Origin of the sequence: Paenibacillus sp. FSL R5-0749 (assembly GCF_038595085.1) — a bacterium.
GTDB lineage: Bacteria > Bacillota > Bacilli > Paenibacillales > Paenibacillaceae > Paenibacillus.
The window spans coordinates 1,330,797-1,345,874 of the sequence record NZ_CP152005.1 but is presented as its reverse complement, the minus strand read 5'-3'; the positions used below and the strand labels follow the sequence as shown (position 1 = coordinate 1,345,874).

Here is a 15,078-nt window from a genome sequence, read left to right as displayed (position 1 = left end):
CGCAGACCGTTCATCCGGTTCGCGGGGGTTATTGTTTGTTCAGAGATGGTAAGACAGACACCAGCTATTTGGTTAAGCCCATCGTTTACGCTCAAGGGAAGGCAGAATCTGAAGTTCCTCCCTGTACTTGGAAACCGTTCTGCGGGAGATGACAATCCCCTCTTCGGCAAGCAGTGTAGTCAAGTGACTATCCGAGTATGGCCGCTGTGTCTGTTCCGTACGAATGATTTCTTTTAATCTTCGTTTCACTACTGATGCTGATGTTTTATTCCCTGACGCTGTACGGATTCCCGAGGCAAAAAAAGCCCGGAGTTCATATACACCATATGGCGTGTGAATGTACTTACCACTGACGGCACGACTTACCGTTGATTCATGCATGCCAATCTTCTCTGCAATAATAGCCAGATTAAGCGGTTTTAACGCGGATGGGCCTTTGACCAAAAAGTCCTTTTGCTCTTCCATCACGGCCGCCAGCACACGCACTAAAGTCCTGCGCCGCAGGTGTACACTCCGAATAATCGCCCTCGCTTCTGCGGCGCGGTGAGCCCAGATTTCATCTGGCGCCGCTTCCCTGATCCAGCGGATGCACGCTTCATTCATCGATACACGAGGGTTACCTGACACATGTAGGCTGAAATGGGCCTCACCGTTACGCAACCCTACAATGGCATCTGGAATAATGTAATGTGGTCGTTCCGTACATCCGATGGATCGGCAGGGCTTGGGGTCGAGACGTGTAATATAGTCGTAGGCAACCTGAGCTTCCCGTGAAGTCATACCTAATCGACTCCCTGTTCTACCTGGGTGAAAAGGAACCAGTGCTTCCAATCCCGCTTCCACCATCCGCTCCGCATACAGCGCAGCCGATGAATCACGTCTAATCTGGAGCAACAGACATTCCTGCAAATTCCGCGCTCCTACACCAGCAGGGTCCAGCGATTGGAGCAGCTCTAGTCCCGCTACAATTTTGCTCATCGGTTGCTCAAGCGCTGCCTGCACCTCTGCCAGTTCAACGGTCAGATAACCATCATCATTGACGCATCCTGCCAAATACACTGCCGTATTTTCCAATTCCTCTGGAATTGTCATCACTCGAATTTGCGCAATCAGCAATTGTTCCAATGTAGACTCGGCACCTCTGACCTGAAGCAGCGGATCGTAGGAATCATACCTGCGCTGATCCAATCGCCGTGGAATTCGGGCAAGGGGCCCAGCTTGTTCTTCCAGTTCAAGAACTGGATTTTCCTCTGCCGCATCCAGCAAGTACCGAGTCAGATCCTGTCCGGACATGGTTAGCAAATGAAAGGATTGTTTCATCTCCGGCGTGATGGACAGCCGAATACGTTGTTCCTGCACCAACTGAACACCTAACATCCGTTTCCCTCCTTATGCCTAGCTGAGTAATAAGCATTTGTTTTTTATACGAACAAAAGGATTTGCAGGGATAATAGCATACTATTCACGCGATTGTAAGAGGAATTCCGTCCGATCATGAGTTTCTGTCTAGTATTTCTCCGATACCAGCTTCGCCTGTGTAAACAGCAGCAGATAGTCTCTTCCACCTGCCTTGGAATCCGTGCCTGACATGTTAAATCCGCCAAATGGATGCGTGCCCACCAGTGCTCCGGTACATTTCCGGTTGAAATACAGATTACCCGCGAAGTACTCGCGTCTGGCCTGCTCCAGATGTTCACGATTACGCGAGATCACCGCGCCGGTCAGTCCATAGTCGGTATTATTGGCGATATCCAATGCGTCCTGGAAAGATTCGGCTTTGATGAATGCAAGCACGGGTCCAAAAATCTCATCCTGAGCAATCCGGGCGTGGGGGTCCACATCGGCAATGATGGTTGGTTCAATGAAATAACCTTCAACATTCCCTGTACCGCCACCGTGCACAAGACGCCCCTCTCCCTTGCCAATCTCAATATACTCCGTGATCTTCGCATATGCCTTGTCATCGATAACCGGTCCAACCTGACTGCCAACTTCAAGTGGACTGCCCATCGTCAGTTTCTGTGTCCGTTCAATCACTTTTTGCAACACTTCATCATATACATCCTTATGAATAATCGCTCGGGAACACGCCGAACATTTCTGCCCGGAGAAACCAAATGCCGAAGCGGTAATGGACTCTGCCGCAAGCTCCAGATCACTGTCACTGTCTACAACGATGGAATCCTTGCCACCCATCTCTGCAATGACCCGTTTGATCCATTTCTGGCCTGGCGCTGTACGTGCTGCACGTTCATTAATTCGCAGTCCTACATCTCTGGAACCGGTGAAACTGATAAACCGAGTGAGCGCATGATCCACGAGATAATCGCCCACTTCACTGCCTGGTCCTGGTAAAAAGTTCACGACCCCATCCGGCAGGCCAACTTCTGCGAGCAGTTCCATAAATTTCGCGGCAATTACCGGAGTTGTGCTGGCAGGCTTTAATACCACCGTGTTGCCAGAGACCAGTGCAGCAGAGGTCATGCCTGCCATAATCGCCAGCGGGAAGTTCCAAGGTGGAATAACAATACCAACGCCCAGCGGTATATAACTCAGTTCATTATCTTCCCCTGCAATTCGCACGAGGGGCTGGGGTTCACTTAGTCGCTGCATATCCCGTGCATAGAATTCCATAAAATCAATGGCTTCCGCTGTATCCGCATCGGCTTCAGGCCAGGTTTTGCCGGCTTCATAGACCATCCATGCGGAGAATTCATGCTTGCGACGGCGCATAATGGCAGCTGCTTTGTATAGATATCGAGCCCGTTCATTCGGATCGGTATGTTTCCAAGTGTGGAATGTCTCCGCTGCTGTCTGAATGGCCTTTTCGGCCAATTCCTGATCTGCCTGATGGATCGTTCCGACGACTTGATTCTTGGCCGCGGGGTTCACGGACGTTAACTTGCGGCTGCTTGTTATTTTTTGCCCACCAATAATAATCGGGTATTCCTGCCCAAGTTCAGCTTCTACCTGACGAAGTGCGTCTTCAAATGCTTCCTGGTTCGCCTGGACCGCAAAGGGTGTGAATGGTTCGTTAACAAAAGGGATATTCATCAATGATTCCTCCTTCAGGATGTGGGGTTCACTGGCTGCTCGCCTGAATTATTTTGCATGTTACTCTTCACCAAATATATGTAGCAAAATCCGTGCCAACTCCGGTTGGACCTGAAATATTTTTCTTATTAAATTTTCGTGAAAAATAGTAGAGCCTCGCCAAATCTGGCATGCTTCTTGCTTCTATTAAGGGATAAAAAAAGCATGATTCCACCGAGCCTGAATCGAATGATGCACAATGCTGAAGGAGGAAACGAAAATGAGTGTAGGAACGGAAATATATCGCAAGACCTTATTGACCGTGGCAGGCAACAAAGCGGTAGAGAACCTGTCCATCAAATATGGCAAGAAGCTTGCAGGGAAGTTTATTGCAGGAAACACCTTGGAAGAAGCTCTCGATGAGATCCGCATACTCAATAATAAAGGCATAATGGCTACCCTCGATCATCTGGGCGAAGGTATCACCCGCCTGAGCGAAGCGGCATTATACAGGGATGAGTATATACGACTGGTAGAAGGCATCGCACGTGAAGGTGTAGACTCCAACGTGTCATTGAAACCAACCCAGATGGGCCTCGCTCTGGACCCGGAAGAGGGCTATCGAAATATCCGTGCCGTTGCCGCACAAGCCAAATTGCATGATCTATTTGTCCGAATTGATATGGAGGATAGTCCATTCACTCAAGCAACGCTGGATATTGTTCGAAGACTGCACTCGGAAGGACTGCACAATACGGGCACAGTCTTGCAAGCCTACCTGCATCGAACCGAAGAAGATACGCGTGATATGATTCGGGAAGGCATCCGGCTCCGGCTCGTTAAAGGTGCATACAAAGAACCCGGATCAGTCGCCTATCAAAATACCGCTGAAGTCATTCATCAATTCAAAACGATGATTCGTAATCACCTCGATCAGGGTGTATACACTGCGGTGGCCTCGCATGATGATCACATCATCCACTGGACAAAACAATATGCTAAAGACCGTGGAATTTCGCCAGATGCCTTTGAATTTCAGATGTTATATGGACTGCGCATGAGCGAACAGGAACGTCTCGCCAAAGAAGGCTATCGCATTCGCTGTTACGTCCCTTATGGCACCATGTGGTATCCGTACTATACGCGCCGTTTGGCCGAAAAACCGGCTAATCTCTGGATGGTCGTTAAGAATATGTTTCGATAAATAAATAACCATGCTCTCCTGTTTTTTGGGGAAAGCATGGTTATTTGAGCTATAATACTGAATTCTCAAATTTACACGATATCAACTCATTCATATGTCTAAAAAATAAGAATCCCCAAATTGAAATGTCCAATATAATAGACACATCTGTACCTCTTCATAAAGTTAAATCACACCACTTTCCTATTTAGTCCGTTCTATCTGCTCTATTTCTCAAAGATATATACGTTATGTTTTTTAACATAAAATTCACTTAGAGGCTTTGGATTCTAGCTAAAATCAACGCTTATCTTCGTTTCGATCCAATGTAATCGCATACAATTAAAAATGAATTTTTATTTATCAAGTCAATATCCCAACCTGCACACCTGATGTCAAAAAATATATACACAGCTTCATCAGAACGTTATAATATACATAATTTCACATTTACATTTTTTATAAGTATATGCTGCAACCGAGGTGATCCCGATGAGACATTTACTTCCTGAGCTGAATGCTTTGTTACGAACAGATATGAGTATTTTGGATGAAGTACTATATGACGAAACCACACCTCAGTCTATACCGTCAGAACTCCATATCGGTACGGACAGACCTGTCTTTGTACGCCGCAATACAGAATATGCCTGGTTGTACAGCCAACCCAATGGAACATTATCATATGGTCGTCTTCCTGTGCCTGTCGTCTCTGCTTCGATCGAACTTGCGGAAGTGATCCCTTTGTTTGCTAAGAGTCCCCTGTTATTAATAAAGAATAATCAGGGCGAATACGTGGGATATATCGCCGTATCCGATGTCCTGCATGCCATGATGCATGCGCATCGCCTGATAGAAGCTTATTTTGAGACCACACTGGAGACAGCAGGCTCAGCTCTGACATTAATTAATGAAGAGGCCAGGGTAGCCTACTGGACAACTGGCGCGGAGCATGTTTTTTCGATCAGCAAAAAAGACATCATCGGACAACCCGCAGCGGACTTTTTCCCTCCAGATCGGCTACAGTCTCTCAAGACGCTGTATACCGGCGAAACGGTCTATCGCAAACAGCATCAGCCACGGCCCGACCTGTTCGCTCTAATTAATGCCCGTCCTGTCCAACTGGATGGACATATTGTGGGCGCAGTTGCTGCTGAAGTGGATATAACAACTGAAATCCGATTACATCAGGAACTCTTACATATGACTTCCAAAGTCCAGCATCTGGAGAAAGCCGTTGCTCGGCTACGGCCCGAATTAGATCCATTCGCCAGAATCAAGGGCAGCAGCCCGGTCATTCAGCAGTGCTTGGAGACCATTCGCAAGATCAGTACCACCTCAGCAACCGTACTGATTCTCGGAGAGAGCGGTACAGGCAAGGAGTTATTCGCCAAAGCCATTCATGATCTTCGTGAATTGCAGACTGCACCATTCATCGCGATTAACTGCGGAGCAATCCCTGCTTCATTGTTTGAAAGTGAACTTTTTGGCTACGAGAAAGGCGCGTTCTCCGGAGCGGATCCCAAAGGCAAAAAGGGCAAGATTGAGCTTGCCGAAGGGGGGACGCTTTTTCTGGATGAGATCGGTGAGATGCCATTGGAATTGCAAGTGAAGCTGCTTCGGGTGTTGCAGGAGAAGAGTTATTTCCCCGTGGGCGGAACACGCATGAAACAGGCGGACTGCCGGATTATTGCTGCGACCAATCAGAATCTGCTGAATATGATTGCACGCAATCAATTCCGGGAAGATCTCTACTATCGGCTGAATGTCATTAACCTCGTCATCCCTCCACTTCGTGTACGCAAGGAGGATATATATGAATTAACCCAGACGTTCCTTCAAGAATTCTCTCTGCTCTATAACCGTCATATTGAGCTGGTTCCACCTGAAGTGTTTAAGTTTCTGTTCCAGTATGATTGGCCAGGCAATGTCCGTGAATTACGAAATGTGATAGAACGCTTGACCATCCTGACGACAGATGGCGAGGTGAAGCCGGAATATCTGCCTGACACCCTCACCTCCCTCATCGTGCATGAGCAGTCCGAAGTTCAACTGACCTCGGGAATCCATCCACAGGCCAATAGCGAATATCAGCAACATCCGAAGAAGTTGGGAGACGAACAAGAACCTCGAACTGTTGAAGCTGCAGACGAATTAGAGCATTCAGAGCATTCAGAGCATTCAGATCCAGTCTCCCCTGTTACCTTCCAGCAAAAATTGGACACCTATGAGGCGCAACTTCTGGTTCAATATCTGAAAGAAGCAGGTGGCAACAAACGAACACTCGCCAAACAACTCGGCATCTCCAGAGCAACGCTCTATAATCGCATGAAGAGGCTTGGTCTATGACCCGCCTCTTCTTGTCGTAATTACGGTTTGGATGGATCGGCAGCTACCTACAAAATCCGCGCCAAGCGAGTCAGCGCTGTTCTGAGATGGCGATAGAAGGTCGCCCGACTCATGGAACACGTCTGGGCTGCGGCAGTTGGATTGCCAGCATGCGTCCAGTAGGCCGCGTACAACAGCATCTGATCCTGCGGGGACAGACCATGAACTCTGCCTTCCAACAAATCCATGACATACAGCTGTAATTGGATACCATCCCTTACTCCTGTAACTCTGCCAGCGTATTCATGTAATTCTCCAGGAGATCGAAGGTATCCCAACATCTTGCGAACATCCTGTTCAGTCCAGACTGAGTCATCTGCATCCGTTGTTTCCGGCTGTATCCGATTCTCTGTTGCTTCCGGATCAAGCAGAGACATGACCCACTGTCCGAATTGCCCACTACGCAAATCCAATTCAAGTACGTCCGCCTGATGCTCAAAGCTGTCGCAGACCCGGGTGCTTGTTCTTCGCATCTGAAATCCAATACTTTGCAAAAACAGTTTCAGATGAGGATTCGTTGCGACGAGCATCGCTCGCGCACCATCACCCAGCAGTGCCAGTCGGTCCAGTGTCATGTATCCAACGAGCTCTTCCCGTGTATAACCAGGCACATCATCTCTTGCGGCAGCCAGCAAAGCAAAGTGTGTATCACTCTGATCCGGGTTATTTTCCAGCTCCTGTGGTGTGAAGCATTCATACATCTCATTCGGGAAATATTTTAACAGCAGCTCACTACTATCCTTATGCACAAGGACTGTAATGAACATGGCGATTGTCTCCCCAAGCTTGTCACGCATTAATACGATTCCTTCGGGATAACGGTGTGCCAGTTCATCCAGGAAGGGGCCATAGGGTACAGCCTGCCATGGTTCCACACTGTACTCGCACCATTGTTGTAACAGGCTGTGCAGAGCTGGCAGATCCTCGCTTCTCATCGTTTCCAGAGGTGAGAACAAGGAATCACGGGATACATCCGCGTACTTGCGGTATTGAAGCATGGATTCCTGACAGAGCAACAGCATCTTCCGGGCGATCTGGCGACGTTCATGTGGCCCCGCCTGTTCATGCAGTGGTTTTAGCAATTTCACAATCTTGATGCGCATGGTCTGCAGCCGATGAGGCTCACGTTGACGAAAGTCCCGGAGTAGATGTACCCTGGCCATATCATGCAGGGCAAGACCATCCGGGCCAGAACGGATAAACGACATCTGTCTCAGCATGTGGTACTCTTCTTGTGTCACGATCATATCCAGTACGGATGATAACAATTCCTGATTGGCTGTCTCAAGCAATGTCAGTACCTCTACCATGGGATGCAGACGAGGTGTAGTCAGTTCCAATAATAATCGAGCACTGATCATATGCGACAGTTCAGCCCATTCGGATTGCGGAAGATTCCTTCTCTGATCCGCAGCTTCTACAGCTAAGGCCAGACCCAGTGGATGCCCATCGGTCATTCTCGTAATGGTGCCTGCCATGCCCTGATTCAGAGAGCCTGCCACCATGATATATTCCGTAATCTCATCAACTGTAAAATGTTGAAGCCGCATCTGTATAAATCGCTGATGCAATCGGGGATGTGTCCGCCAAGTGGATGCCAATTCCGGGCGTGATGCAAGAATGACAAGTATGCCTCTTAACGGAAGTTTGGATACAAATACTTCCATAAACCAACTTTCTAACAGAGCCAGCTCTTCATAATTATCCACTGCAAGGACCATTCGCTTCTCGATTGATGTGTCTTTCAGCAGACTCAATGGCCGTGGGTATCCTTCACTATCCAATGTTTCCAATCCTAATGTAGAGGACAAATAATCCATAAAAACGGAAGGTGTCCCACCACATGATCGGCCATCCATCCAGATTGCTGTCGCACCTCGATTCCGAGAGACAGATAACATCTCTGAAAGCAATGAAGATTTACCGATACCTCCCATGCCGGTAATTGAAAATATGGTCAATGGGGCTTCTGGATGATTGAACCACCGTTCCAGTGTTGTCAGTTCCTTGATTCGACCAACAAAACGTTTGCCATCCTCAACATACTCGTCATATTGAGCCTCACTACTGTTTCCCATATATGTCCTCCGTACTAGATACTGGTACTTTTAATGTATTTATTTTTTCACCAAAATTGAGACTATATTGAGACGCACAGCTTCATGTGAAGTGATAGAATCTTGTTAAAAGCCAATTTATAGGGAATTATCAAAAAAGCGGATAGGAGAACATTTAACAGGGTATACATAACCCCTTCCGCGCTACTTCTCAATATAATGGATCATTCCGCCGATCAAGTTACGATTACCATGTACATGAGCATTTACTGATCTCGAATTCATGCTTCCCTTTCAAACCCTACTACCAGCCCGATATTCCAGGAAAGGCGGATTTGTGTGAGAATAAACCTCGATATCTGTAATCTGAGCGGACAACTCGGAATCAATCCAATACGACTTCAGGAGTGGCTGCACCAAAGCGGCATTTCAGCGGCAGCCATTGAAGCAGAAACAGACGGACGCCCCGACCGGTCATCACCCCCGTATCGCCTGGCTGCTCCCTCTTCATTATCACTAGCACCATCTTCTGGTCAAACGAAGCTTTATCGGGGCCGGCGCTCCACTTCCACCCTGCAACGCCTGCCTGTTTCATTACAACATACCCGGCGGATTAGTAAAAACTGCTAGACTGTGCACAAAGTAATGTAAAATCGATGCACAGTCTGTCTTGCATCCCTTTCACCGCATCAAGAGGATTGCCACTGTCCATTCTCGATCATCGCGTGTGCCAGTAGCGCCATCTCCAGACAGATTCTTCTCCCTTGATCCATGTAATCTGGCCCCATCAGTTCTTCCAGCTTCTCCAGTCTGTTGTACAACGTTTGCCGATGAATAAATAACTGGGCGGCTGCATCCCGTTTGGAACCAAAGTTCTGCAGGTAAGCATCCAATGTCTCTACCAATCGCAGGTGATGCGTTTGGTCATGTTCAATCAAGACACCCAGGTGATCCTGAACAAAGGGTTGAAGGAACGACTGGGGCAATGCCTTTAACATTTGATATATACCCATACGATCGTAAAAGTGAACATGTTCCATCTGATCTACCGACCTCGAAACTTCGATGACCTGATAGGCTTCCTGAAGGCTCTCCGGCAGACTGGTCAAACGGCTGCGGAACTTGCCAATTCCCACATGAATGATAACCTGCTTCAAGTTACGACTGGCAAACCGTTTCACGTCCAGGGCAATCCCTTCAAGCAATCGCAGCAGTTGATGACGTGCAGCAGCCGATACCGCTTCCTTGGCACAACACAGATATACCTGGTTGTTCTTCAGCATAATCAGGCTAGGCAGATTGTTCTTCTTGAGCAGGGAACGAAGCAGGACAAGAACATCCTGATGATTCGCTTCCATTCGCTCCCGGCCTGTGCCTTTCAATCGATGTTCAATCTCGATGACCCCACCTGCGAACCAGTACTGTCCCTTCACCAGCAATCGAAGCCCCATTCGAGTCTGAGCCTGGTCCTCCTGCTGGATGTTGCCATTCATCAGATCCTGGATCAGTTCATTTTGATTGCGGACCATCTTCTCTTCAAGAAACTGGGAACGAAGTGTGAGTGCTGCCGCTGCCTTCGCGGTGTAGTCAAGCAGCAGCTTGAGATATTCCACTGGAGCTGCCGGATGCACAATCATGCCTACAGCAGAAAAAACCTGGCCGAAGCAGACGACCGGATGGCACAGCAGAACTTTCTCTTCATCCATATGGAACCATAATTCGGTATCTGAATCATTCAAATCCAGATGTTCTACCTCTTGCTCATACCAGGTGTAGATGGTCTGTTCCACCTCCGGTACAAGTTCGGGCACAAAACTGCCCGGCTCCATGGACGAAATGTACACTACCGGTTTGGCAGCATACTCATGCAGCAGATTCAGCACAGCAGACATATCCGTACTCTGTAATGTTCGTTGCTGAAGCTGTCTTGAATAAGCTTCCAGACTTTTCAGCAACTGGTGTTGATGATTAATGAGCAGAGAGTGAATATCCTGTGTGATCTCGACAAAACGAACTGGTTGCTCGAATACAATCAGCGGAAACTCGTGTCTGTCCGCCAGTTCAATCAGTTCTTCCGGGATTCCGTGTATGCTGGTACCAAACTCCACACATAACCCCGCTGCCTCACTTCCAATGAGCTGCAGCAGATACTCTTCGCGACCTTCTTCCGATTGAAGCCACAGTCCAGTGGATAAAATAAGGTCATGGGGACTTACAAATGGAGATACATTCGTAATCTCAAGCACATGAACCCATCCTACCTGACGATTCACGCCATCCTTCCCTGCCGCTAATCGTGCTCGGCCAAATATCGGACGTGCAAGGATATCTTTAATCGTAAACACGCGGTCATTTTGCAATGGCAATCCCTCTTCGTGTTATTTTTTCTTACATTATAATCTATGGACAAATGTCCTGAACAGTCTTTTTCGACAATATGTTGAGTGATATTTCAAAACAATAGACATCAAGTAAGGTGCAAAACGAATATCCAGGTCATAAACTTGTAGTATAAGCTAACAACCAATAAATGGACGAGGTGCATGGTGATGAGAATCGGAATTCCCAAAGAAATCAAGAATAATGAGAATCGTGTAGCAATGACTCCGGCCGGGGCTGCTGATTTCATCAGAGCCGGTCACCAGGTGATGATTGAGCAAAGCGCAGGGATTGGCAGTGGATTCACGGATCATGAATATCAAGCTGCGGGCGCCGAGATTCGTCCTGATGCCAAGTCAGTGTGGAACGAGGCCGATATGATCATCAAAGTGAAAGAACCGCTTGCCAGTGAATATGAATATTTTCGTCCGGGGCTGATTCTGTTCACCTACCTGCACCTCGCAGCGGAACCTGAGCTTGCCAAGGCGCTTATCGCAAGTCGGGTAACAGCCATCGCCTATGAGACGCTGGAGGTCAACAGTACGCTGCCCCTGCTAACACCCATGAGTGAAGTTGCAGGCCGCATGGCCTCTCAGATTGGAGCACAGCTGCTGGAGAAGACCGAAGGTGGCAAGGGCATTTTGTTGTCCGGTGTACCTGGTGTCAGTCGGGGGAAAGTGGTCATTATTGGCGGCGGTACGGTGGGTACAAATGCAGCCAAGATTGCCATTGGCCTTGGAGCGGATGTAACCATCCTCGATCTGAATCTGAATCGGCTGCGCCAGCTGGATGATATCTTCGGCAATCAGATCCACACGCTGGTATCCAGCCCGTCCAACATTGCGGCAGCTGTTGCGGCGGCAGATCTGCTGATCTGTGCGGTGCTGATTCCGGGCGCCAAGGCGCCAACGCTAGTCAGGGAGCAGGTGGTGAAGACGATGGCACCGGGATCGGTCATTGTGGATGTGGCGATTGATCAAGGCGGGATCGTTGAGACCATTGATCATATCACCACCCACGATGAACCAACCTATGTGAAACATGGCGTCGTGCATTACGCGGTGGCGAACATGCCGGGCGCTGTGCCGCGTACGTCTACGGTGGCGCTGACCAACGCCACCATGCCTTATGCGCTGCAGTTGGCCAACCACGGTGCAGCAGCCGCGATTCGCGGCAGTTCGTCCATTCGCAGCGCGGTCAATGCGCTGAATGGACATATCACGTATGAGGCGGTTGCCCGGGATCTCGGGCATGCCTATGTTCCTGTGGGCCAGGCGCTGGAGAATGCCGCCGCTGTCCAGTAATCTGGATAGGATCGTTCCACCCCGGCGCCATGTCGCCAGGCCTGTGGAACGCAATAGAAGCGCGAGTCGGGTAGATGTTCTACCCGGCTCGCGCTTCTTGATTTTTTGCCACATATAAAATAGATTAATTCGGATAAGGCCTTGTCTTATGTTCATCCGGTTATGGCGCTTCAGACTGCCCGTTCACTGCATACTTCGCGGAAGTTGCAATCCCGGCAGGACCGGTGCGAAGGCATCGCTGTGAAATAGCTGACGTCCTTTGGACGGTTATAGTATTCATCCTCTACACAAGATCGCATCTCCTCGATGTAACGACCCACGTTCTCCTCCACTTTCCGAATATCCTCTTCTGTGGCTGTAAACTCCCGGTGTTTTCCCGTTAGCAGGTATTCCACTCGCAGCTCAATCTGCTCCAAGGGAACACGGTAGTGCTCTCTTACATACGATGCGTACAACATGAGCTGATCAGAGAAGTCATCCTCCTTGCCCGTCTTCCAGTCCACAATGACAATATTGCCGTTACTGCGCCGATACAATAAGTCCATCTTCACATACACACGTGTATCGTGCAGCATCATGGTATCCCATTTCTCGATCTCCAGAATGTCCGTGCTTGCCCGGGACAAGTCCTCCCACGTAAGCGTCTGGTACAGGTTACTGACACAGGCCGAAGCTCGCTCCTTAATCGTAGCGATTCGGTCATTTAACGTATCATCCCCGTAATAGATCTCGGACAGCATCGTGCGATTTTTGGGATTCAGTCGCCACTGATCCGCATCCATTGATTCCACATATGCCTGATTCAGCAGTTTGCGTATCGTCTGTTCCAGAAAGTGTTCACGCGGCTTATCCTTGCCCTCTTCCCTGCTGCGTACCGCCGACTCACACATCCGATGCGCAAGGTCTCCGAAGACTAGGTACAGATTACTAAGTTGTTTCAGACGGTACAGACGAACCTGCATCTCATCAGCAGAGTCTGTCTTCCAGCCGTTATGGGCACCGTAATAATGATAATAATATTTGCGCAGGCACTCATCGAACATACTCGCCCGCGACTGCGAATAAGACCATTGCGGGTATTGTGCCATAAGGATTTCTGCCTTTCTGTATGCCGGATCTGCATGAGATCCCTTAATGCTCACAGTATAAAGCCAGGGCAACATTGCCGCAAGCGCACTTCCGTTATTTTCTTCTGACGCAACCGTTTCCGATTCGATCCGTATCGTTTATATAGTAACATCACCAAAAGATGAAATTGCGGAGCAGAACGCATAATATACTTCATAGAGGGCAGTAAAAAGAGGACATTGAAACTGAAGAGCGGGATTTAAAATTTCTGTAGAGAACTGCCGGGGTGAGCGACCGGTAGGGTTACCGATAGGTTGAAGGTAGTGTGGCTATTGCCAGTAGAGTTGGAGGTAGTGTGTTGCCATTGCAGGTAGGATTGAAGGTTGGGTTGAAGGTAGCCTTGACCGAACCTTTAACGAAGGTAAGCTGAACTAGTCTGGCCCAGCTCTATCGAATCACATACACCTTATTACATGGATGTACAGCACGATCCAAATCTAACGAACTTCAGACACGTTATATAGTCTCATTCCGACTGGATCACGTGTTTACAGTGTGCAAACGAGCCAATAACGTGCCTCTGATTCGTTACATTCTAAGAACTGCCGATTTCAGCAAAATAAGACTTATACGGTTCGTTAGAATATGCACACTGATCTTTATATTGCAACGCGCGTGATGGCCCAGTGGACAATTCAAATTATAACTTATGCGTAAATTCTGTACAGGCATATCCAAAAAGGAGGCACCACCCATGAATCGACCGGATTGGTTCCAGGCGGAAGAAGCATTACAACAGATCCAAGTCATCGGAAGCGACCGGAATGAGCTCGTGAACATCATCGGCGATGTAGAAGGATTGAATTGCATTGGCACAGGTACGGATGCGGCTGTATTTACGTATGACGGTTTGCCGCAGTATGCCTTCAAGATGTACTCGGATCATACCTTGGACAAACTCGAAAATGAAAAGCAGGTATACGAACAACTCAAAGGTCTGCCATATTTCCCTACCTATTACGGCAGCGGCCGAAATGTTCTCGTAATTAGTTTTGAACCCGGAGATACCCTGCTGGAATGTCTGGAAAAAGGAATCCCCGTCCCCGAGCAGGTGATGCTCGATGTGGACGCAGCGCGAGAAGCCGTTCGCAGCCGCGGGCTGAACCCCCGTGATATTCATTTGAAAAATGTAATTCTTCAGGACGGGCGCGGGAAAGTGATTGACGTATCCGAATACATTCAGGACGGCAATGACAATCGCTGGGAGCATCTCGTCTGGGCCTATCACAACATCTATCCGCGAATCAAAGGAACGCCCATATCTCCGCGCATGCTGCAGACGATCAAATGGGGGTACAATCAGCTCGATCATGCCAATGTCAAAATGGACGATCTCTCCAAAAAGGCGAATAGATTGTTCTCCAGATTTATGAAATGAGTACGTTGTACACATTATAGGACAGTCTTGTTATTCTGATTCTGCAATCCAAACAACCCGGAAGAACGCCTTGAGTTGGCCTCGATCCGGGTTATTCTTCATGGATGTAAGTCCAAGTATGGAGTATGGTGATTAGTACATTGATAGTACAGTAATTACTGCCGTACGCTCTGCTTCTGCTTATAATCATGACTGCGAGTTGTATAGGAATACAAACACCATGATGCC

At 48.4% G+C, this 15,078-nt stretch carries 10 protein-coding genes; 4 read left to right on the top strand and 6 right to left on the bottom strand.

Features of this window, described 5'->3' with window-relative positions; translation table 11 throughout:
- Positions 1-72: 72 nt before the first annotated feature.
- On the bottom strand, positions 73-1,377 hold the full coding sequence (gene rpoN, locus MKY85_RS05845) for an RNA polymerase factor sigma-54 (RefSeq protein ID WP_342572079.1): 1,305 nt from the start codon (positions 1,375-1,377) through the stop codon (positions 73-75).
- Positions 1,378-1,506: 129 nt separating this feature from the next.
- On the bottom strand, positions 1,507-3,054 hold the full coding sequence (gene pruA, locus MKY85_RS05840; RefSeq protein WP_342572078.1) for an L-glutamate gamma-semialdehyde dehydrogenase: 1,548 nt from the start codon (positions 3,052-3,054) through the stop codon (positions 1,507-1,509).
- Between the two features lie 259 nt (positions 3,055-3,313).
- On the opposite strand from pruA, the gene MKY85_RS05835 reads away from it, so the two are divergent.
- On the top strand, positions 3,314-4,237 hold the full coding sequence (locus tag MKY85_RS05835; RefSeq protein WP_339259266.1) for a proline dehydrogenase family protein: 924 nt from the start codon (positions 3,314-3,316) through the stop codon (positions 4,235-4,237).
- A 471-nt stretch (positions 4,238-4,708) separates the two neighbouring features.
- Positions 4,709-6,565: a sigma 54-interacting transcriptional regulator gene (locus MKY85_RS05830; protein ID WP_342572077.1), complete on the top strand. Its 1,857-nt coding sequence runs from the start codon at positions 4,709-4,711 to the stop codon at positions 6,563-6,565.
- A gap of 47 nt (positions 6,566-6,612) precedes the next feature.
- Here MKY85_RS05830 and MKY85_RS05825 read toward each other — a convergent pair whose 3' ends face one another.
- From MKY85_RS05825 to MKY85_RS05815, 3 genes are all read right to left on the bottom strand, one after another.
- Positions 6,613-8,682: a hypothetical protein gene (locus tag MKY85_RS05825; RefSeq protein WP_342572076.1), complete on the bottom strand. Its 2,070-nt coding sequence runs from the start codon at positions 8,680-8,682 to the stop codon at positions 6,613-6,615.
- Between the two features lie 364 nt (positions 8,683-9,046).
- The gene (locus MKY85_RS05820; protein ID WP_339240112.1) at positions 9,047-9,178 is read right to left on the bottom strand and encodes a hypothetical protein; all 132 of its coding nucleotides are present in this window, start codon (positions 9,176-9,178) and stop codon (positions 9,047-9,049) included.
- A gap of 172 nt (positions 9,179-9,350) precedes the next feature.
- Complete coding sequence (locus MKY85_RS05815; RefSeq protein ID WP_342572075.1) at positions 9,351-11,021, bottom strand: PucR family transcriptional regulator ligand-binding domain-containing protein; 1,671 nt, start codon at positions 11,019-11,021, stop codon at positions 9,351-9,353.
- A 189-nt stretch (positions 11,022-11,210) separates the two neighbouring features.
- Between MKY85_RS05815 and ald the strand changes: the two genes are divergently transcribed.
- Positions 11,211-12,344 carry an alanine dehydrogenase gene (gene ald / locus MKY85_RS05810; RefSeq protein WP_342572074.1) on the top strand — a complete coding sequence of 378 codons (1,134 nt, stop codon included), beginning with the start codon at positions 11,211-11,213 and terminating at the stop codon, positions 12,342-12,344.
- Between the two features lie 170 nt (positions 12,345-12,514).
- Here the strand turns inward: ald and MKY85_RS05805 are convergent, their stop codons facing one another.
- On the bottom strand, positions 12,515-13,432 hold the full coding sequence (locus MKY85_RS05805; RefSeq protein ID WP_339240108.1) for a PD-(D/E)XK nuclease family protein: 918 nt from the start codon (positions 13,430-13,432) through the stop codon (positions 12,515-12,517).
- A gap of 734 nt (positions 13,433-14,166) precedes the next feature.
- Between MKY85_RS05805 and MKY85_RS05800 the strand changes: the two genes are divergently transcribed.
- Positions 14,167-14,850: a serine/threonine protein kinase gene (locus MKY85_RS05800; RefSeq protein ID WP_342572073.1), complete on the top strand. Its 684-nt coding sequence runs from the start codon at positions 14,167-14,169 to the stop codon at positions 14,848-14,850.
- The last annotated feature ends 228 nt before the right edge of the window (positions 14,851-15,078 follow it).

Excerpts from the sequence above, each read along its gene's own strand:
- pruA (WP_342572078.1), bottom strand. The coding sequence starts at position 3,054 with ATGAATATCCCTTTTGTTAACGAACCATTCACACCCTTTGCGGTCCAG.
- ald (WP_342572074.1), top strand. The coding sequence starts at position 11,211 with ATGAGAATCGGAATTCCCAAAGAAATCAAGAATAATGAGAATCGTGTA.
- MKY85_RS05835 (WP_339259266.1), top strand. The coding sequence starts at position 3,314 with ATGAGTGTAGGAACGGAAATATATCGCAAGACCTTATTGACCGTGGCA.
- rpoN (WP_342572079.1), bottom strand. The coding sequence starts at position 1,377 with ATGTTAGGTGTTCAGTTGGTGCAGGAACAACGTATTCGGCTGTCCATC.
- MKY85_RS05805 (WP_339240108.1), bottom strand. The coding sequence starts at position 13,432 with ATGGCACAATACCCGCAATGGTCTTATTCGCAGTCGCGGGCGAGTATG.
- MKY85_RS05800 (WP_342572073.1), top strand. The coding sequence starts at position 14,167 with ATGAATCGACCGGATTGGTTCCAGGCGGAAGAAGCATTACAACAGATC.
- MKY85_RS05825 (WP_342572076.1), bottom strand. The coding sequence starts at position 8,682 with ATGGGAAACAGTAGTGAGGCTCAATATGACGAGTATGTTGAGGATGGC.
- MKY85_RS05830 (WP_342572077.1), top strand. The coding sequence starts at position 4,709 with ATGAGACATTTACTTCCTGAGCTGAATGCTTTGTTACGAACAGATATG.